Genomic DNA, 21277 nt, shown 5'->3' with positions numbered 1-21277 from the left:
CTTTTTGCATTTTCAACACTTGTGAAACTTACATCATATGTAGTTATATTAAGTTATATCGAAAAAAGCCCGTAACACATGCAGCGGTCTACATGTATTACGGGCTTTTCTGCTCCCCTATACCTAGCGTACTGTAAAGCAGTTACGTTCTTATTGTGAGAGAGAGTATTATATACCAAGTATATAATCTTATGATTGGGAGGGAACCACAATTCATAAGGGGCCCTCTGAACGACAGACGGCATAGGAGAGAGTCAATGTTTGTCTATCCAATCCAGAGGGCTGCGTGTGTGTAATTGTTTATTGTGTGTGTATTGTGTATGTGTGTGTAAGTGTATTTATGTTTTGTGTGTATAGTTTTGTGTGTATAGTTTTGGGTGTTTAGTGTTCGTGTTAAAAGGGTTTGCTTTACAGTGGTATAGGAATAACGTTTTACTTATTTTACTGCCATACCTGTTTTTGCATCTAATACGATGGATACAGCTTTATTTTGTGCATCATGGAACTCTACGTTGTATACAGGTGTACCATTTTGATTAGCTACAGACCAAGAGTTAATACCCGTTGCTACGTTGCCAGTCTGTGCGAAGGCTGCATTGATCGCCACATGTGGAGGTAACACAGTACCAGCATCAATAGCACTAGTTTCCATAGATGCATCATACGCTTTAGGAGTACCTTCAGTTACATTGCCAGTCGCTACATCAAGAGTCATAGAATGAGCGCCGTTGGCATTGAAACCAGCTACTTCATAGATAGCAGTTTTATCTGCTGCTTTGAAGGATACATTCGTAATCTTAGAGTCACCAAATTTAGTTTCAAATTGGTCAATTAGATAATTAGCACCAATTACGAAAATACTATTTTGATCGACTACGCCTGTGGGCTGACTTGTTGTGCTAGGTTGTGATTTTCTACTTTTAGAGTTTTTTTTTCCTCTTTTGTAGTTTCTTTTTTATCAGCCTTTTTCTCTTCTTTTACAGCTTTTGCTTTAGGAGCTTTGTCTGCATGTGCTTTTTTATTGTTTTTTACTTCTTTTTTAGCTTTTGCAGAAGGCTCTGTTTTTTTATCTCCAACGCGTACTACTTTAGTTTCACTAGGAGCTTTTGCTACAGCTGCTGTTTCAATAGTAGGAACTGCTGCTGCAGGATTTGCTTCGCTAGGAACTACAGTTGCTTGAGCTACTGGAGTTTTAATATCTTGAGTAGCAGTTGGAACCGGAGTAGTGTCTGGAGCTACTTCAATTGTAGGAACTGCTTGATCTGCAACAGGCTGTGCTACAGGAGCTGCTGTTACGGCTACGTCTTGTGCTACAGGTACTGGAGTTACTTGTTCAGCCGCTGTTACTGCTACAGTAGCACCGAATACGCCAGCTACAGCTAAAGCAATACTGCTTTTAAGAATAGATTTTTTCATAATATCCTCCTTGATAATTCATATATATGTAGTATTTCACATATATATTTTTAACCAACTCGGTGTTATCGATATAGTTCCAAAACATATATCTAGCGTGGACTGTAGATATATAGTCTGGAAAATCCGATATATTTGAGTTTCGTCCTTGGACTGGTACACATACTATCGATAATCTATGAACTCAAAATGTAGAACCATGCTAAAAACCTCGTTTTGGAGTGAGTCTAAAATGAATTTACATATATTTAAAATGAAAATCTATAGCTTTCAATTTTCATTTAAATATTCTATGAATACCATAACAAAAGCCGTCCATCCCATGTATAAAGGACGAACGGCATATAATTATAAATCTCATTATCTTTAGATTTGCATTCATGAGTAAACTTTCACAAAAAACGCCCCAATACTAGCAATTTTCTATGAAAAAACTAGTATTGAGGCATTTAATTATTATATTCAAAATTAATTAACTAGGAATTATTAAGCTATAATTACTAGTCAATCATACATTAGTCATCAAACTTAACAGATAGTAATGTACCATTTATAGCATCTATGCGTACATCAACCTCTTTGTCCCCTTCGGTACCAAAGGTAACTTTATAAATAATCTTACCTTTTTCATGATGTACAGACCATTCATTAAGGCTCGTAGCTTTGTCTTGTGTTTGAGCATAAGCAAAATTAACTACTGCTGCTGGAGGTAAAATCTCACGAGGATCAAAAGATTTTTTCTTCAAGGATTTATGATAATCACCTTCACGTTTTTCAAAGATTTGATTCGTTGCATAGATATAAGTTAACTCATACTTGCCGCTTTCATCAACGCCTTCAACATCATACTTAATTTGACCACCGTCAGCATCAAAGGAAATTTCAGTAATAACCGCATTAGGATGGTTTTGAATGAATGCATTTAATAAACCATTAGCACCGACAATCGCTGCATGGTTGCCATCAACAACGGCAACAGTTGGCTCTACGGCTACTAAAGGGGCGGCACTCGCGTTAGGCATGCCAAACACTGCTGCTAACGCCAATACAAGGCTACCTTTTATAAGTAATGATTTCATAGGCTCCTCCATCTCTCAAACAGGACCATATCGTATATATACAATTATACACTAAATCAATAAGCTTTATGAATCTTTATTTATAATATTAGTGCATGGACCTACGCCCTATGATACAATGCACGTAGAATAATTTTTGTAACTACAAGTGAGCTGACTATGATTTCAATTTATCCGACAATATATCACGAATTTCAGTGCAAAGCTGATCGCTGTGAAAATACATGCTGCCAGCTTTGGACCATCGATATCGATAAACCGACGGCTGAGCATTATCACACTATGACGGGGCCTCTTGGTGAAAGCTTGCGCCAAGCGATTACCATTGATGAGGAAGGCAGCCATTTCGTATTTTCCAAAGAACAACCTATGTGTCCTTTACTCAATGAAAAAGGGCTTTGCAAAGTAGTGCTTGAATTGGGAGAAGAAGGCCTTTGCGACACCTGTCATATGCACCCTCGATTTTATAAATACATTGAAGACCTAGAACTATGTGGTGTTGGTTTATCCTGTGAAGCTTCCGTGGAACTACTAGCAAAAGATAATAATAATAGAGAATTAGTGTTTACCATTGAAGATGACCATAATGAATTTAGCCCCGATGAGCGTCTAAAGCTAGAAAATGTATTTCAACTATTAGCCTTTGATTTAGAGCCTGCTCTATTCCAATATACACCAAGCCCTAGCGAAGAGTATTATAAACAGCTATTAGATCTCTACAAGACTACGGAACCTATAGATGAGGCCTGGACTACACAAGTCAATGCATTGTCTAAGGATATAGACCGGGTCGTTACCTCTGTTAAAAGTTATGTACATCAACAAGATATGAGCATTTTTAATAAGGTCTACCAATATATCTTGTATCGCCAAATCGATATGCTTGCAGACTATTCCTTAGAAGCTATCATCGCCTATGCAAAGGATAGCACTGAGTACATGCTCATGACGAGCGCCATCGAAGGAAACCCTTTAAAACAAATTGCTCGATGGTCACAACAAATTGAGTACGATGAAGACAATGTAGACCTATTACTACAACATTACGAAGCTCAACTTAAGGCATAATAAAAAACCTCCTAGCCATTACTAGGAGGTTTTGTTATTTACGCAAAGAGTATACGCATAATCCAGTTATATAAAAGGTTGATAATAAATAAGACCACATAAACGGCCCCTACTGTAAGAGGCTCTACGTTCATAAGACGAGATAAAAGCATAACGGCAACGTAAATAACAGCCCCCACGTAAGCTAACCCTAATGGAACTAAAAGGACCATCAAAATAGGAGCAAGGTAAATACAAATAATAGATACTAAGATTAATGCTAAGCCCAATACCCCTGTATATCCCTCGATATAAGCTGTTCCCATTAATACTTGTTTGAAGTCAAACTCTCGATCAAGTAGTACACTCAGTAGTTTCCACAAAATAAAACTACCTACAAACCAATATATACCAAGACCAATGACCTCACGTAAGATGGAAAATATACCATATACAGCAGGTATAAAGCCTAATAAAAAGCCTCCAAAAGCGGCGACCAAAGGTAATAATACAATACCTAAGGCAAAGCCTAACATATGGGTAGCGCACCAACCGGCGAGCCCTGCTTTGATACCCTTCTCTAAAGTACCAAACCAGAAAATTTCATCTATCCCCTTCTTTGGTGAACGCACCAATAAGGATAGCTCTCGTAAAAATGTCGTATCCATAACTAACTCCGCTCTCAACTACACTCTAAAGTTAATTATATCATAAATTCCAAGATTTAAATTATATATAATTAATTTTAATATAAATTAAAACATAGAAAAACCGCAAGACTTTCATCTTACGGTTATATAGAGCTATATTAAACCTGTTTACTTGACCAAAGTATGGAAAAACCGAATCCATTGAGGTAAAACGGATACGGACAGTAAGGATACAATGAACATTACAATATAGGTCTTAACAATGCCAAGACCTACATAGCGTCGCATAAGTTGAGCACAGATAAATACAGCATAATACTGACTAAACATAGTAACTAAATACGCTATATCCGCTACGTATTTTTGCTGTGATATGGCAAATAAAACAAGACCAATAATATGAACAAACACCATTACAACTGTACGAAGTGCATTCGTATAGGCTAATCCATATATATAATTGCACATAACCCCTCTATATGTACCACTACCACCTAATAAAATAAGTAAGCGCCATATAACAAAGGCTCCTATGAGAATCTGAAAAATTAAAAAAGATGCATTAGCAACAGCACTGATCAGATCAAAATGTGCAAAGCCTGTCATACGCTTTATGCCAAGCACAGGCGCTATTGCTTTCACCAGCAATGGCAAGGCATAGGTCATTCCATATAATACAATAGTAGAGACTACTAAATTAGTCACTGCCCTCGCTATAGTGCCGTATGCAAGAATATTTTGAAAAGATTGCTCACTCAACCTTGTAAACAAGTGCAAAATATCCTTATACCAGTTCATAGATACTCCTTATATTTAACCTATACTTTAGGGAATTCGTAATAATTAATACTGAGTGGGCCGACGTTATATATGGCTAATAGCAGCACAATAGAAAAGTAGAAATCATCAAGCCATACAAAAAGGACGAGGCGTACCTCGTCCTAACTATAGTATATGTATTTTATCGAGTCAACATATAAAGACCTTCACACAAAAGTGATACAAGAATAGCCACGAGCATAACGCTCAAACCTTCATAGGTAGTTCCGCTAATGCAAGCCCCTGTAATACGTCCCATCGTTTGTAACAGTAACCCTGTACTTAAAATACATAAGACAATCATACAGAATCCGATAACGGCCTGTAGTAATAATGGTACAGTTGTAAGAATCAACATGATACCTGCTGTAAATGTATACAAAGCAACTACCAGTTGAGTAAAGGCCATCATATGCAACACACCTGTCGCTATAGCACGTACGTAAAACTTACGCTTTTGTATCATTGCATAACCAACAATGATTCCAGCCATAAGAATGCCTTTTACAATTACCCACGTAAAGCGTCCTGCATTCCAAAACTCTCGCGGCTTTCCTAGCTGATCAAAGAAAACCTGTATTTCATGTTGACCAACTGGAAAGGAAAATAATTGCCACTTCACTAATAAAGAAGAATTGCGTATAAACGCACGTATAGCATCTATATATACACCTTCACCAACGATGGTAAATTGATAGCATATGAGTGACAATAACAGCATTCCTATTAATTGCCCATAAGCAACATCAAAGTGATACATGCGTGGACTTTTTTCTTCAATGGGGTTTAATAAGCGATACACAAACTCTACTAAACCAACCATCATATCGCTCACCACCTTTTACACAATAAGAATAAGCACCACCCAAATTTGGATGATGCGGCACACAACACAACGATCACGAATTTAAATAATGAGTTTATTATTAATTCATTTTCTGTTCATTATTATAGCACAAAAGCAAGGTATATTCATACCTTGCTTTCATTATTTTCATAACTATTTAATTACATACGAGCAGCAAGAATAACTATACCTACCAAGATACCAATAGCTAGGACGGGAATTAACGCAGATATAAGGGTAATTACAAATGTAGCCAAACGATTCTTTTCAATTTGACGCGCCATAAGTGATAAACTAACCCACCAAAACCATATAAAAGTACCTAGATTGATAAGTTGGAAAAAGTAGTTAAATATGGTTAATCCAATCGTTGATGATGCCTCATAAAAGCCTAAGCCCTTTGCTATGATAATCAGCATAATCTCAAGAAGTCCTATCATTATTGATAAAAATTGAGTATATGCACTTTGATACCAACAAATCTTTAAAACAGATTCATAATTAGTTTTGGCCCCAAACTTATTAGCTACCTGACTTAAAATAATAGAATAAATTGCTAAAGCAAAAAACATAGCTATCAAGCCAAAAGTTAATGACATAAGACCTAGACCAGCAAATTGGCCCATAACACTACCCAATTTATCTATGTGAATATCAAACACATAATCTAATACCAACTCTGTAATAGCAGAAAATACTAAAGTTATCGCAATCATTGCTACCGTTGCAGCAAAGCCTCGCTGAATTGTACCAAACTCTACAATATCTGGAATACCACGTTTAAAGGGAGATGTAACTAATAACCATAGATCTAAATACCATTTTCTTTCCATAAAACCTCCAAAACTATAACTCTACATCACATACAATCTAAGTATGGCTATTTAAAATAACCCACTAGAATATCTCATGTTCATTACTGTAAAAACTATGAACGCCATAATAGCACTTATGATAACAAATGGAATGAGACCTGCTAATAGGCTAATACCAAATGTTGAGAGTTTAGGTTTATTAATTTGTTGGCTTAACAAATTTAGACTTACCCACCAAGTCCACATAGAAATCCCCATCAGAATAAAGAAAGAGATAAGTACATATAAAATAATCGACAAAGGCAAGTCGAGTGGATCTTGTAAGGGCCCGAAATTATCAATATTAATAAAGAAATAGATGCTAGCAGGCATTATCAAAAGCCCACCAATAAGCGCCAGTAATTGTCCATATGCATAGGAATACCAATTCACCTTTAGCACTTCCTCAGGAGTCGTCTGAGCATCAAATTTATTAGCCACCCAAGAAACTAAATAGGCATTAAGAGATAGACCTAAAAAGGTAAGAAATAGATTAAAGGCTAATTGCATAGCAACGCCACCATTGGCACTCATTACAAAAATACGACCATAGAATGTATGATGCAACTGCATCATCGATATAATAAGAGCCGGTATAAACGTGGTCAGCAGCGAGCCTACAACACTAACTGCTGCAGCCCCGTAAAAGCCCTTCATACAGGATCCATACGCTACGATTTGGGGGATTCCCGTCTTAAAGGGAGATATACACAACTCCTTAAAATCTGAATACCATTTTGTTTCCATAAGCCCTCCTACAAACGCAAACAACGCACATATATGTTTTTCATTGTATCACAAGACACTTTTAAAATAAATATAAATTTATTTTAAATTGATTAGCGACCATAATTAGTAAATAAAAAAGTTGATAGATACCTAAACGATATCTATCAACATCTTATATTATATACTCACTTAAATTATTCCGGAGAATGCTAGTTGTATTATACCGATAACAAAACTAATAAAGTAATAAACAATACCTGTTAACCAAGGGCTTAGGTTAAATTGCTTGGCCATCAACAGTGCCATAATAACAACATCAATCCATTCCAAGTAGTTTAGTCCATAGGATCCAGATTGGACTGATACATTTAAAAGAACAGTGGTAGGAATAATTATTAACGCAAAGGCCAAGTGTATCCAGCTATTTATGCAGTTCGTAAGTAGCATATCTGCTACTAACTGTTTAAATGTTCCTGTCCCTTTAAAAACTTTAAAAATGACATACAACAAACCAGACATTAACAAAACCATAGTAATGCTACCGACTAAAAAGCCGATAATATCACCTATTGTAAAGTCAATAGGACCAATAACCTGCCATAGAGTACTTTCATAAAAAGAGCTTTTAGGAAATATTACCTTTAGCAAATGTAAACCTAAATCCGTTATAATAACCGATCCAATAGCTAGTAATAACATATTTTTAATGGTCACAAAATGCATCCATTTTTCTATATAAGGACCAAACAAACCATTCATAATACTCTACCTTATAACTCCTCACTCTTAAACAATTGATATCCTTCAAAATAATAACTATGATCAAGTTCCTATTCAGCAACACCTAATTTATTAGTGATAACCATATTGGGCCTCCTTTTTATTTTATCTCGTAATATATATTATACTATATTCGTTAAACTTTAGTTGAAACTACCATACCATACCAAATAAAAAAGCAGCCCATTTAGGGCTGCTTTTCGATTATCTTATTTCAAAGATTCTGCAATTTTTGCAAGGTTTTCGTCCATACGTTGTAGGTATGTTTTGTCGTCTTCTTTGCTTTCAATAGTGTAAATAGTTTCTACCTTAGCACCCACTTCTTTTGCCAAAGTTTTAGATACTTCTGGGCTAGCCATTTCTTCTGCAAAGATAGTAGTGATGTTATTTTCTTTAACGTATTCGATGAGTTTAGCTAATTGCGCTGCGTTTGGTTCGCCTTCAGCAAATACATCTTCTACGCTGTTTTGTTCCAACCCAAAGTCACGGCTTAAGTAAGCGAATGCAGCATGGCCTGTAACAAAGTTTTTATGAGGAGCTTTAGCGAATTGCTCTTCATACTTTTTAATCATTGCATCTAGTTTACCAACATATTCAGTGTAGTTCTTTTCGTAGTAGTCCTTATTAGCTGGGTCAGCTTTTACAAGAGCATCTTTGATGTTTTTCACTTCAATTTTAGCGTCTTTTAAAGATAACCATGCGTGAGGATCTTCTGCACCATGTTCCTTAATTTCTTCAGGATCAGTATTTTTAATAGCTTCTACGCCTTTAGTAGCTACAACAGTTACGAGCTTATCATTTTTAGCCGCTTCGATAGCTTGTTGTGCCCAAGGCTCCATACCAAAACCGTTATAAACGAATACTTGAGCTGTCGCCAATTGTTTCATATTTTCTGGTTTTAACTCGAAATCATGTGGCTCTACGCCATCTGGAATAATAGTAGATACCTCTACCTTGTCACCGCCAATAGCCTTTGTGAATTCAGCCATCGCATTAAAACTTGTTACCACTTGGATCTTTTTACTTGCTTGTTCCTTCGGTGCATCATTACCACAGCCTGCAAATAGAGCAGCCATCATAATGCCTACAACTAACAAAACCAGTTTCTTGACCATCGTAGTCCTCCTTTTGTTAATCCTGAACGCTATGCCTTCATAGAATACTGCTTATTCTTTTGTTGCAGTTGCGACTCAGTTGCATTTGTAATATAGTTATAGTATAAACTTACTCAGAATTTTGTCAATTAGAAATGTGGTTTTTTATATGTTATCCATAGAACATCTTTATTTTTCCTATCAAGGTCAGCCACCTTACGTGTTAAACGACCTAAATCTACATATTCACAGCGGTGACTATATATCCATCGTCGGGGACAATGGGTCTGGTAAAAGTACCCTGCTACGCCTTATTTTAGGTTTTCTTACCCCTGTGAAAGGCTCAATCAAACTAGATAGCAACAACATTCGCTATGTATCACAGAAAAATGATTTCTCCCATGCAGGCTTTCCTATTACGGTAACAGAAATCCTCGATTCCTACCGCAAGCTTTTAAAATTAAAAGATAAAAACGAAGTTAATCGCGTATTAGAGCTCACTCATATGACGGAATTTAAAGACCGCCTCATCAGTAAGCTTTCTGGTGGTCAGGCACAGCGAGTATCTATCGCCCGAGCCCTCATCGGCAGCCCTGACCTCATCATCCTTGATGAACCATCCACAGGCATCGACAGAAAAAGCCAAGAAGGCATCTACGCACTTCTTCGCGATTTAAACAAAAAGCATCATATTACGATAATCTCTGTTGAACATAACTTGGAAATGGCAATCGCTAATTCTACCAATATCTACCATATCTCAAATGGCCACGGCCACCTTTGCTCACCTGAGCAATACGCTTGCGAAATCATGCATAATACAGGTCGTAACCCTGTAGATCACGAAAATTGTTCTTGCTTCACAGATGTGACAACTCAGGCTCAGGCTCAGGCTCAGGCTCAGGCTCAGGCTCAGGCTCAGGCTCAGGCTCAGGCTGATGATACTACAACTGAGGAGGTGCGCCATGTTTAGTTATGACTTTATGCAAAATGCCTTCTTCGTAGCCATCTGCATATCACTATTATGTCCATGTATCGGTATTTTCATGGTATTACGCCGGTCTAGTATGATTGGCGATACCATGAGTCACGCCTCCTTGGCAGGTATCACCCTAGGCTTATTAACAAGTACAAATCCTATCTTAGGGGCTTTCATCTTTACCGCCATCTGTGGTGCCCTCATCGAGTTTTTGCGGAAATATTTCTCCCACCACCTCGATTTGATTCTTACCATCATCTTATCCCTTAGTATCGGTACTGCCATTACCCTCATTAGTTCAGGTAAACTAAAAGCTAATGCCAATGTATTTTTCTTCGGTAGCATTTTAACAGTAAATACAGCAGATATGATTAGTATTGCGGTGCTTACAATTTTGTCAGTATTAACTCTATACTTCTTATATAACTCCTTACTCTACATCGCTTACGATGAAGAAGCAGCTCGCGTAGCCGGTGTTAAGGTAGATTTTATTAACTATATCTTTGCCATCCTAATGGCTGCGGCCGTGTCTATTTCCATTAAAATCGTTGGCGTCCTCGTATTAAGTGCTATGATTGCCTTGCCTGTAGCATCAGCACTACAACTAGAAAAAGGATTTAGAACGACTTTACTATGCTCCATTGGATTTAGTTTACTCGCTATGATTATTGGCCTATTCGGATCTTACTATCTCAACGTAGCTCCTGGTGGCTTTGTATCTCTAACATCGGTAGGAATCTTGCTAGTAGTGTTAGTCATTAAAAATATTCGGGCGGTCATAAGACGAATACAATTTAGCAAATAACAAAATAATAGTTAATATATTTAAACAGCTACATTATATTCATAGTAAGGCATCTAATTATTAGCCATATAAGACATCTAATTATTAGCCGTATAAGACATCTAGTCATTAGCCATATAAGACATCTAGCTATGCAAGTGTTATAGCACGTATAGTATTTAAATAGAATCGAAAGAGAATTATGAACACAACAACTTGGCCAGAAGGCATAAAAAAGACCAAACAGCGCGAAGCCATTTGGTCTGTATTAACAACAGCGGATAAACCTATGACAGCTATTGAGATTGCTGAAAAATTAGGCGATAGCGATACTACGTGGATGTCTACTATCTACCGCACCCTAGAATTACTAGAAACAAAGGGAGTCGTTACCCGTACAACACTCATGGGTAGCGATATGGCCTACTATGAAATTACGCCACATACACACCGTCACTATGCGGTATGTACTAACTGTGGCACTATGGTTCCACTCCATACTTGCCCTGTTGTAGAGATGCCCAAAGAGCTCTCCGATGCAGGTTTTACCGTCACAGAACATCATCTAGAAATTGCAGGTCTCTGTAAGAAATGTAATAGCAAAAACAAATAATACATAAGCAAACCAAAAGGACGTAACCTTTTAAAGTTACGTCCTTTTATAATGTTAATATATTTCGTATACGCCTTGTTTAGCTTTTACCAATTACAGCATCAATGGAGCTACTACGAAGCCAAGTGCTACTGCGATAGCAATGGATAGTACGCCAGGGATAAAGAACGGATGGTTAAATACGAGTTTACCGATTCGTGTAGAGCCGGTATCATCCATTTGTACAGCCCCCAAGAGTGTTGGATATGTAGGCAATACAAAGAGTGCAGATACAGCTGCGAAGGATGCGATAATAATATATACGGATCCTGGGTTCTCTGGAGTAATACCGAGAGCTATGATTACAGCAGGTACTAACGCTTGTGTAGTTGCCGCTTGGCTATACAACAATGTACTGGCAAAGAAGAATGCTACGGCTAACAAGAACGGATATGCCGTTACCATGCTAGAAGCAAGAGCTTTGATTTCAGGAATATGACCTTTTACGAAAGTATCACCCAACCATGCTACACCAAGTACGCAGACACATGCGGATAAACCGGATTTGAATGTGCTAGTATTAACAAGTTGTGCTGTATCAATTTTACAGAAGTAAGTGATTGCTGCTGCAATAATCATCATGAAGCCGATGATAGCATCATTTCGACCAAAGATAACTGGTTTAACAAGACCAATATTTTTGGAGATTGCAGTTGCATAGAATACGATACAAATAATACCAATTAAGAAAATCAATACAGAAGTTTTCGCACCTGGTTTCAAAGCGAAATCTGTATTTTTTTCACGAGGCGGTGCCACATGACCTGCTGCCAAACGTTCTTGGTAAACTGGATCAGAAGACAAGTCATTATTCGCAAAGGTAGACATGATAAACGCTGTAATCATAACCGCTACGAATGTTGTAGAAATACAGATAGCAAGCAATGTAGGGTAGTTTACGCCATATGGCTCAAGGAAACCACTCATTGCAACAACTGCTGCGGATACTGGACTCGCTGTAATACCGATTTGACTCGCTACAACGGCGATGGATAATGGTACAGATGGCTTAATGTTTTCACTTTTCGCCACCTCTACGATTACCGGAATCATAGAGAATGCGGTATGACCAGTACCTGCTAATAGAGTTAAGAAATACGTTACTGTTGGTGCTAAATAGTTGATGTGTTTAGGGTTTTTGCGCAAAATATTTTCCGCAATACGCACCAAATAATCAAGACCGCCGGCTAACTGTAAGGCACAGATGGCAGCGATAGCAGACATGATGATGAGAATTACATCCCAAGGAATCTGACCTGGGAACATACCCATACCAAGGCTTAATAACACTACACCAAGGCCGCCAGCGTAACCGATGCCCATACCACCGAGGCGAACACCAAGGAAGATGGCACCAAATAAAATAAGAACTTGCATAATTACATAAATGTCCATACGATGACCTCCTTTATACATATATAGTATCATAGATATGCTAATTAATCATCGAATTTTGAGAATGTATAGAATATATTTTAAAAATTTCATGAAAATATCGATTTTTTCATATAAAAAAGCTACACCTAACGGCCTTTACACACGCGTAAAGAAGCAATAGGTGTAGCTATTTTCATTACATATGCTTAATAGATGGATAGAATAAACTCTATACCTTACATTTCAATAGTAAGGTGCGCCTTATCATTTACAAAATAATTGGACGTAAATCTTCCAGCAAGCCTTCTTCTTCGGTAGCGCGTTGGATACTTTCACCAACGATACGAACCATATCCTCTAATTGTTCTACAGTGGATGCCAATGGAGGCATGAGAATAACTACGTCACCGATAGGACGGCAGATGAGACCTTGTTCACGAGCAAGGATGGCCACCTTAGCACCAACCGCATCATTTGGACGATATGCTTCGTGCGTAGCCACGTCTTTTTCAAGCTCAATACCTACGATGAGGCCCCGTTGACGAACCTCTTTAACATGCTTCAAGGACTTAATAGGCTCTAAAGCCTTTGTGAAAGCTTCCACTTTCGCAGGTAATTGATCGATAACCCTCTCATCGCGGAAAACTTTCAAGGAAGCCAATGCAACGGCACACGCCAATGCGTTCCCTGTATAGGAGTGACCATGATAGAAGGTTTTCTTTTCTTCAAAGGTACCAAGGAATGCATCAAACACGCGTTTTGTAGTCAAAGTCGCCGCCAACGGCATATAACCGCCAGTAATACCTTTAGACAAGGTCATGAAGTCTGGAGATACGCCTTCATGTTCACAAGCAAAGAATTTACCAGTCCGACCAAAGCCTGTCGCTACTTCGTCGACGATAAGGAATACATCATGCTCTTCTGTCAACTCACGAACTCGTTTCAAATAGCCGTGAGGCATTACAAGCATGCCTGCTGCAGCTTGTACTAATGGTTCCATAACGAGAGCTGTAATTTCATCGCCTTCTTCATTAAGGATACGCTCTAGTTCAGCCAAGGATTCTTCAAAGGCTTTATCTCGATCGGCTACATCTGCATATACGCCAGGGCTTGGCAAAGTTAATGGTTTGAATAATAGATTATGGAATACTTGATGGAACAACTGAATCCCACCTACCGATACGGTACCTAATGTGTCCCCATGATAGCCTGCATTGAGTGCGATAAACTTAGTCTTTTTCGTTTGTCCTACTTGTTGACGGTATTGATACGCCATTTTAATAGCTACCTCGATAGCCGTACTACCATCATCAGATAGGAATACTTTATCTAAGCCTTCTGGAGCAAGTTCTACAAGTTCTTTACACAATTGTGCAGATGGAGGACTCACTAACCCCAATAAAGTACTATGAGCAATCTTATCGATTTGATCTTTCAACGCTTGGTTTAACACAGGATGATTATGACCGTGAATATTAACCCACAAGGAGGAAACGCCATCGTAATACTTTTTACCGTTCTCATCGATGAGGAATACCCCCTCACCGCGTTCGATTACTACCGGCTCTTGTGCTAGCCAATCTTGCATTTGTGTAAATGGATGCCATACAAACTCGTGGTCCCATTGTGCTGCTTGTGAAAGCTGTTTCTCTGCCATTTTGTCACCTCATACTTAACAAGTTAGACCTAAAACTGTATTCCATAACTTTTTAGAATCAATAAATGAGCGAGCCCAACCAAGTTGAACCTTTTGAATATCTGGCCCTTGGTATGGCGGTACAACAGCTAGGACAGGAATCCCTGTATAACGTTCCATGTCAGCTACATTTGTTTTCAACAAGAATGGATCTACTGCTGTCGTATCATTTACGATGATAGCTTTCACCTCGATACCATGCATCTTTGCATATTCACAAGTCAAAATAGCACGGTTAATAGAGCCAAGTCGACCATCTGCTACGACAATAGTTGGTAATTTTATATCCTTCATAAAATCGGTGAAAGTTTTATCGCCATACAGAGGAGTCGTGATACCACCTGCCCCCTCTACAAAGGTTAGATCATAGCGGTTCACCACATCTAAAGTATGCTGTAAAACACTATCATAATCAATTTCTATGCCTGCTAGTTCCGCTGCAAGACGAGGAGAAAAATCTCCAGCAATCGCATAAGGATTTACTTCATGACGACGGGACTCAGGAATACCTACAGCACGCATTAAATGCGTAGCATCCTTACTTTCAAGGCCTACATTATAATTATCCTCATCCATCGTTACGCACTCAGGGAAAGGTACCGCACTAGAAGATACGGGTTTCACCATACCAACGGCAAAACCATCATCTACAGCCATAGCCCCCAACAAGCCTGTTACAAACGTCTTGCCTACATCCGTATCCGTACCAATTATAGAAATACCTAACTGCTTCATACATGGCTCCTCTCAAGCGAATACTCACCGCTGCATAGGTTAACTAACTTATGTGATTAAGTTTACAATCTAACTACAATATACAGCGAAAGGGAATATATAGTCAACCTATTATTACGCTTAAGGTTTACCGTAATAGGACTATATGGGGCCCCGACACATTAGTGAGAGCCTTGTTAAAAATCACAGAACCTAGCTCATCGCTCCAAAGCGAGCTAAGTCGCTCTTTACTAGGTTCTGTGATTTTTATGGCTTTACTTATGTAACAGTCCCATATAGTCCTATCTACAACCTTAAATGCGAGAATAATAGGTTGGCTATATAGAGAAATGGGAAAGGAGGATGGCTAAGCCATCCTCCTTTTCTCCCCTCTCGATACGGCGAAATTACGCTAACTCGTTAATGGCATTCAGATTTGATAGGACTAATTCATAGGTACAGTAGGAAAAAGGACGCGAACTTTTTTGCCCCTTACTTATTTGATACAGTGAATTTCGTTTTATTGATTTATGAAGAGACTCGATGGGACTAGTTCATAAATACAGTTATAAAAAGAGTGATGACTAACCGATTAGCGACTTAGCTCGCTTTGGAGCGTAGAGGTTAGTCATCACTCTTTTTTACCTAAATGTAGTTATGTAGAGGGGCCCCATCGAGGCCACCACTAAATCTCAATATAACGGAATTCGCCTGTATCAGGATCCATCATGCCTCCATAGAATCCCATTCCTTTTGGGAATAGTGGATGGTGGCGCAAAAAGTTAACTGTATAGATTACATTATCTTCAGAGATATGGAACCGGTCCATCCAGTCGATAAGGCCTGGTTCGATCATGCGAATTGCATCTTCGCTGATACCTTTGGCTTTCATAGATTCCATAAATGTTGTAGCAGAAAAATCTATCATGCCGCAGTTTTCATGACCGATGATTAGTACGTCTTCAATTTCCATCCCATAGGTGGCTACGAGTAGACTTTGTACGATATTGTCGATAGGTTGTGTTACGCTGTTACCTGCAGTTTTAATAACGATGATTTCACCGCGATCAAAACCTAATGCGTCTTCCAACATACATACTAAACGTGTGTCCATACATGTTACGATGCCAAGCTTCTTAGTAGGGTGGCTTGTTAACCCAGCCTTAGGTAGTTCAGGGTGTTGTTTCACATATTCTTTATTAGTTTCTATTATTTTTGCAATGTCAATCATAAGGTACCTCACTATATGTATTCTATTTCCACTTGAAATAGATTCTACTCATTATATACACCGTATTCATCACAAAACAAGTTGAATTTATCATTTATAAATAATTATTATAACTTGTCAAACTCATAAAAAGACCATTAATTACATAATAATACTATATTCATCATTAATATTCATACTAATATCCACCAACATCAATATATTCACAAAGATGAATATATTGTATATTTCTTACATAAATAGTAGATTAAAAAACCACTCTTGTGATACTATTAATACTATAGAAAACAAACGCCATATGATACCGCATATGACGTAAACTGTATGTACAGTAAGGAGGTTTTATAATGGGTATCAATCAAAAAACGTTGCCAGGCATTTTGCTCTGTGCCGTTCTCGCTATTCCTTGTTGGCTACTAGGACAGCAGTTTCATCTAGTAGGTAGTCCAATCTTTGCCATCATTTTAGGTATAATTATTGGCACTATCTTCACCTCTTGGAAACGAGAAAAAACAGGTGCTGGCATTGGATTTACATCCAAAAAGATTTTACAATGGGCTGTTATCTTATTAGGCTTTGGGCTTAACATTACACAGATTTTACATGTAGGTTGGATTTCTTTACCTGTCATTATCTCTACCATCGCTACATCCTTAATCGTGACTTATGTTATCTATCGCCTAACCCACATCGATTCCAATACGGCCGTTCTTATCGGTGTAGGTTCTTCCATCTGCGGTGGCTCCGCTATCGCTGCGGCAGCACCAGTTATTAAGGCAGAAGATCAAGATATTGCGCAAGCGATTTCTGTTGTATTCTTCTTCAATGTAGTAGCCGCTTTCGTATTCCCTCAATTTGGCGATGCTATCGGTCTTTCCAACATGGGTTTTGGCTTATTCGCAGGTACTGCTGTAAACGATACATCCTCTGTAACTGCAACTGCTGCTGTATGGGATAGTATGAAAGGCACTGGTACACAAGTACTAGAATATGCAACAATCGTTAAATTAACTCGTACCCTTGCTATTATTCCTATTTGTTTAGGTCTTGCTAGTTACCAAGTATACAAAGCAAAACAAAATGCAGCTCAAACAGATGGCTCTAGCGTAAGCGTTGCGAAAATCTTCCCTAAATTCGTTCTCTACTTTGTAATTTGCTCCCTTATTACAACAGCATTATCCTACGCTAATGTTGATATCGGATTCTTAAGTATCTTCAAAACAATTTCCAAATACTTTATTACAATGGCCATGGTGGCGATTGGCCTTAATACTAATATTGTGAAATTGTTGAAATCTGGTGGCTCTGCCCTTGCATTAGGTGCTTGTTGCTGGATTGCTATCACGGCCGTAAGCCTTGTAGTACAACATATGATTGGTTTATGGTAAAAATGTACATACTTTATATAGTATGATATAATTGTATATAGTTAGAATAGTAATAACCCCTCCAGTGATGGAGGGGTTTCGTGCTACTATTCACCTTATTAGTACTTTATCATACCATAGTCAGGAGGGTTAATATGTACTTCTTACAAGGACTTCTTGTCGGGCTCGCTACGTTTGCCCCTGTTGGCATGCAAAACCTTTTTATTATTAATACAGCTTTAGTTCAGCCTGTACGGCGTATTATATTGACGCTAGCTATTCTAGCACTCTTTGATATGAGCCTTAGTGCTGCCGCTTTTTACGGGATAGGTGCCGTATTAGAAATGTGGCCAATCATGAAGCTCATTGTTATCCTATTTGGCAGCTTGCTCATCATATATATGGGTTCCAATATATTTAGAACAGAGCCCGACGTGCGCAATCTAAATACACACATTCCTATTCGTAAACTCATCATGTCTGCCATTGCCGTGTCTTGGGGGAATCCTCAAGCCGTTCTTGATGCAACTATGCTACTTGGAGCGTTCCAAGCGAACATTCCTAAAGAGGAAGTTTATTATTTCTTCGGTGGTTTCCTTGCGATGACACCAATTTGGTTTGGTTCTCTAGCCACAGTTATGCATCTATTAGCTAAGAAAATCAAAATTAGCCATATGGTATGGATTAATCGCTTCTGTGGTACGGTCCTTACTATTTATGGTATTAAATTATTCATCGATGGTGTTACGATGTTACTAGAGTTCTTCTAATATAAAAGCCGTTAGCAATGCTAACGGCTTTCTTATTTGGTTTTAGAATTCATATTTTAATTCGCATTTAGAATTCATCTAATACTTGTATAAACATATCCTTAAAAGCCTCTACATAGGTATTATCCTGATTCCTATGAGATACGAAATAATAATGACGTTCCATAGTCTTACCATGGTTTGTAAGAACCTTTCGCTCAATTCCTGGCAGCGCATCTGTTAGGTATTTAAAGCGATCTAACAATAGCAACCCTTGTTGTCCAGCCACTAAATAACGAGCCTCTTCTAACGTTCGGGCATACGCAAAGGCACCACTATAGCCCATGGCCTTTCGATAATGGTCTTCTTCCGTCAGAGTATATTTACCGCGACACACTAAAATCAGCGGCAAATCATCAATCGTCTTCAGCTCCACACTACCGGCATCCGTGTAGCCTTGTGGAACCTCGATGATAGTAGTGGCTTTATCGATCAATTGGCTTTCATAATCATCAGATAAAACTTGCCATTGATCATTAAATGCTACATCTACACGACGATCTTGTAACATACCATATAATTCTTCATGACTGCCGCTATACATGCGAATATCTAGATTCTTATAGCGCTTTGCCATACGAATTACAGTCTGTTGCATCGCAATACCACTATACCGATTCAAATACCCAATGCGCAAGCTCACTCGAGCATCAGTACCAATGCGTGTCGTTTCTACCTTAACATCATGAAACCGTTCTAGTAACTTTTTACCAGATCGATATAAATATTGCCCTGCAGGTGTTAGGTGAAAGCTGCGTTTCTCCCTTACCATCAATTCAACACCAAGACTATTTTCAAGCGCTTTAATTTGTTGTGAAATTGCAGACTGAGACACATACTGCTCAGTTGCCGCTAGGGTAAAACTATTATTGTCTACTACACACACAAAATACTCTAACTGTTTTAATAGCATAACTATACACTCTCATCTCTCAACATCGTACGGACCACCACCGTACAACCACAACCCAAACCAACCCCTCTCATTGGCTTCTGTTTCTTATATTACTAATTATATTTAATTGTATGTAATTGTGAAAGTCCCAGACTACGCCCCATTGCTTTCACTAAGAATCACTTAATGCGATGCATCACTTTCACTAGGAATCACTAAATTACGATAAATAAATAGCGCCGCTAAAAAGAATATGGCTGCTGTAGTCCAGAATACAGCACCATAACCAAACGTACGAGCAATCACACCACTAATAACAGGGCCCAACACATTACCCATCATAGATACACTCGATATAGCACCAAATACAACACCTCGCCGCTCAACAGGAACCGCCTTAGATATGAGCGTATTAGCAATCGGAGTAATGAACCCCATGAAGAAGCCTGCAATAGTACGGAATATTCCAAGGCCCCATATACTAGGCATCATATATTGAAGTATAAACAAAGTCCCCACGGCCCACGTAGCAGTAAATACTATACGAGGCATAGTCACACATCTAGTTACCTTACTAATTGAAATCGATGCTAAGGCACTGAATAAGCCAGCACCAAAGATAATAATACCAACAATAGTCGCCACAAACTCGTCGCTCATATGCATATAGTGCTTAATATATAACGGTAAAATAGGACCTATACCAGTAATACCAAAATTACATAAAAATAGCATTCCTACTAGGAGTCGTACACGAGGTATAGATAAAAAATATTTAATCAGCGAAATTTCTGATACACTTTCATCCACCTTATGTTTGAACTGTAAATTGGGCATTAAAAAGTAAATCCCTAACATACAAATCCCAGTCAATGCAGAAAACACCAAAAATGGCGCACGATAACCTAAGAAGTCAGCCACAAGGCCACCCATAAGCGGACCAAAGACGAGGCCCATAACCATAGACGCTTGGTATAAGCCCATCGCCCAAGGAACTTTCTTCTCAGGTGTTATAAGGACAATAATGGCTAATCCTATGGGCACATAACCACCCACAATACCTTGCAAAATACGCAGAATCAATAATTGCATTGGCGTCTGTGTAAAAGCACAAGCTCCAACAGTAATCATCAAAATAAATAATATGAGAATCATCACCTTACGAGGTCCCCATTGATTTGCCTTACGAGACCAATAAGGTGCACTAAGTGCTACCATTAAAGGTGTAACCCCAGATACAATCCCTGCCCACATAGCCGCCTGTCCTTGATCATGAAGTCCTAGTTCAGCCAAAAACAAAGGAATAAACGAAACCACCCCTATAATGGTTATACCGCCACCAACCTGTATGGTACAGATTAGGTATATAATTCGTTTCCAAGAAGAATCCATAATGCCCTTCTTTCTTATTTGAGATTACCTAGAAAGGTAATATATACATACTAATAATGTCTAAAA

22 protein-coding genes are annotated in these 21277 nt (G+C 38.4%); 6 read left to right on the top strand and 16 right to left on the bottom strand.

From position 1 onward, the window contains the following. Positions 1 to 436 precede the first annotated feature (436 nt). The 3 genes from KH364_RS03900 to KH364_RS03890 all read right to left on the bottom strand — a co-directional run bounded on the left by KH364_RS03900 (position 437) and on the right by KH364_RS03890 (position 2495). Positions 437 to 715: a PepSY domain-containing protein gene (locus KH364_RS03900; RefSeq protein WP_273298684.1), complete on the bottom strand. Its 279-nt coding sequence runs from the start codon at positions 713 to 715 to the stop codon at positions 437 to 439. Positions 716 to 873: 158 nt separating this feature from the next. Then, the gene (locus tag KH364_RS03895) at positions 874 to 1416 is read right to left on the bottom strand and encodes a ribonuclease E (RefSeq protein ID WP_273298683.1); all 543 of its coding nucleotides are present in this window, start codon (positions 1414 to 1416) and stop codon (positions 874 to 876) included. Positions 1417 to 1931: 515 nt separating this feature from the next. Beyond that, a complete protein-coding gene (locus KH364_RS03890; RefSeq protein ID WP_273298682.1) occupies positions 1932 to 2495 on the bottom strand; it encodes a peptidase in 564 nt (187 codons plus the stop codon). A 159-nt stretch (positions 2496 to 2654) separates the two neighbouring features. Between KH364_RS03890 and fliB the strand changes: the two genes are divergently transcribed. Further along, positions 2655 to 3563, top strand: a complete 909-nt coding sequence (gene fliB, locus KH364_RS03885) for a flagellin lysine-N-methylase (RefSeq protein ID WP_273298681.1) — start codon at positions 2655 to 2657, stop codon at positions 3561 to 3563. A gap of 38 nt (positions 3564 to 3601) precedes the next feature. Here the strand turns inward: fliB and KH364_RS03880 are convergent, their stop codons facing one another. The 7 genes from KH364_RS03880 to KH364_RS03850 form a co-directional block, all read right to left on the bottom strand. After that, complete coding sequence (locus KH364_RS03880) at positions 3602 to 4210, bottom strand: hypothetical protein (protein WP_273298680.1); 609 nt, start codon at positions 4208 to 4210, stop codon at positions 3602 to 3604. A 150-nt stretch (positions 4211 to 4360) separates the two neighbouring features. Further along, a complete protein-coding gene (locus tag KH364_RS03875; RefSeq protein WP_273298679.1) occupies positions 4361 to 4990 on the bottom strand; it encodes a hypothetical protein in 630 nt (209 codons plus the stop codon). Between the two features lie 163 nt (positions 4991 to 5153). Further along, positions 5154 to 5837 (bottom strand): hypothetical protein, encoded by a 684-nt coding sequence (locus KH364_RS03870; protein WP_273298678.1) that lies wholly within the window; start codon positions 5835 to 5837, stop codon positions 5154 to 5156. 182 nt (positions 5838 to 6019) lie between these two features. After that, positions 6020 to 6691 carry a hypothetical protein gene (locus tag KH364_RS03865; RefSeq protein WP_273298677.1) on the bottom strand — a complete coding sequence of 224 codons (672 nt, stop codon included), beginning with the start codon at positions 6689 to 6691 and terminating at the stop codon, positions 6020 to 6022. 51 nt (positions 6692 to 6742) lie between these two features. After that, on the bottom strand, positions 6743 to 7459 hold the full coding sequence (locus tag KH364_RS03860; RefSeq protein WP_009351866.1) for a hypothetical protein: 717 nt from the start codon (positions 7457 to 7459) through the stop codon (positions 6743 to 6745). A 171-nt stretch (positions 7460 to 7630) separates the two neighbouring features. Then, positions 7631 to 8200: a hypothetical protein gene (locus KH364_RS03855; RefSeq protein WP_273298676.1), complete on the bottom strand. Its 570-nt coding sequence runs from the start codon at positions 8198 to 8200 to the stop codon at positions 7631 to 7633. A 230-nt stretch (positions 8201 to 8430) separates the two neighbouring features. After that, a complete protein-coding gene (locus KH364_RS03850; RefSeq protein ID WP_105081550.1) occupies positions 8431 to 9336 on the bottom strand; it encodes a metal ABC transporter substrate-binding protein in 906 nt (301 codons plus the stop codon). A 148-nt stretch (positions 9337 to 9484) separates the two neighbouring features. Between KH364_RS03850 and KH364_RS03845 the strand changes: the two genes are divergently transcribed. The 3 genes from KH364_RS03845 (at position 9485) to KH364_RS03835 (ending at position 11691) form a co-directional block, all read left to right on the top strand. Further along, positions 9485 to 10288, top strand: coding sequence for a metal ABC transporter ATP-binding protein (locus tag KH364_RS03845; RefSeq protein WP_273298675.1), 804 nt, complete (start codon positions 9485 to 9487; stop codon positions 10286 to 10288). After that, positions 10281 to 11099: a metal ABC transporter permease gene (locus KH364_RS03840; protein ID WP_273298674.1), complete on the top strand. Its 819-nt coding sequence runs from the start codon at positions 10281 to 10283 to the stop codon at positions 11097 to 11099. The genes KH364_RS03845 and KH364_RS03840 overlap by 8 nt, the downstream gene beginning before the upstream one ends. A 181-nt stretch (positions 11100 to 11280) precedes the next feature. Further along, positions 11281 to 11691, top strand: coding sequence for a Fur family transcriptional regulator (locus KH364_RS03835; RefSeq protein WP_273298673.1), 411 nt, complete (start codon positions 11281 to 11283; stop codon positions 11689 to 11691). A 93-nt stretch (positions 11692 to 11784) separates the two neighbouring features. Here KH364_RS03835 and KH364_RS03830 read toward each other — a convergent pair whose 3' ends face one another. From KH364_RS03830 to KH364_RS03815, 4 genes are all read right to left on the bottom strand, one after another. Next, complete coding sequence (locus KH364_RS03830) at positions 11785 to 13125, bottom strand: anaerobic C4-dicarboxylate transporter (protein ID WP_273298672.1); 1341 nt, start codon at positions 13123 to 13125, stop codon at positions 11785 to 11787. Positions 13126 to 13375: 250 nt separating this feature from the next. Then, positions 13376 to 14764: an adenosylmethionine--8-amino-7-oxononanoate transaminase gene (gene bioA, locus KH364_RS03825; RefSeq protein ID WP_273298671.1), complete on the bottom strand. Its 1389-nt coding sequence runs from the start codon at positions 14762 to 14764 to the stop codon at positions 13376 to 13378. A gap of 15 nt (positions 14765 to 14779) precedes the next feature. After that, entirely contained in the window at positions 14780 to 15538 is a 759-nt protein-coding gene (gene bioD / locus KH364_RS03820) for a dethiobiotin synthase (RefSeq protein ID WP_273298670.1), read from the bottom strand. A gap of 664 nt (positions 15539 to 16202) precedes the next feature. Further along, positions 16203 to 16748, bottom strand: coding sequence for a carbonic anhydrase (locus KH364_RS03815; RefSeq protein WP_273298669.1), 546 nt, complete (start codon positions 16746 to 16748; stop codon positions 16203 to 16205). A gap of 347 nt (positions 16749 to 17095) precedes the next feature. On the opposite strand from KH364_RS03815, the gene KH364_RS03810 reads away from it, so the two are divergent. Next, complete coding sequence (locus tag KH364_RS03810; RefSeq protein WP_273298668.1) at positions 17096 to 18136, top strand: YeiH family protein; 1041 nt, start codon at positions 17096 to 17098, stop codon at positions 18134 to 18136. A 134-nt stretch (positions 18137 to 18270) separates the two neighbouring features. Continuing rightward, positions 18271 to 18885, top strand: coding sequence for a LysE family transporter (locus KH364_RS03805; RefSeq protein ID WP_265138427.1), 615 nt, complete (start codon positions 18271 to 18273; stop codon positions 18883 to 18885). Between the two features lie 67 nt (positions 18886 to 18952). Here KH364_RS03805 and KH364_RS03800 read toward each other — a convergent pair whose 3' ends face one another. Beyond that, positions 18953 to 19837 (bottom strand): LysR family transcriptional regulator, encoded by an 885-nt coding sequence (locus tag KH364_RS03800; protein WP_273298667.1) that lies wholly within the window; start codon positions 19835 to 19837, stop codon positions 18953 to 18955. Positions 19838 to 20002: 165 nt separating this feature from the next. Beyond that, complete coding sequence (locus tag KH364_RS03795) at positions 20003 to 21211, bottom strand: MFS transporter (protein ID WP_273298666.1); 1209 nt, start codon at positions 21209 to 21211, stop codon at positions 20003 to 20005. Between the last annotated feature and the right edge of the window lie 66 nt (positions 21212 to 21277).

Origin of the sequence: Veillonella sp. oral taxon 158, assembly GCF_018376515.1 — a bacterium.
Taxonomy (GTDB): Bacteria; Bacillota; Negativicutes; order Veillonellales; family Veillonellaceae; genus Veillonella; species Veillonella rogosae.
This window is presented reverse-complemented; position numbering and strand designations above follow the sequence as displayed.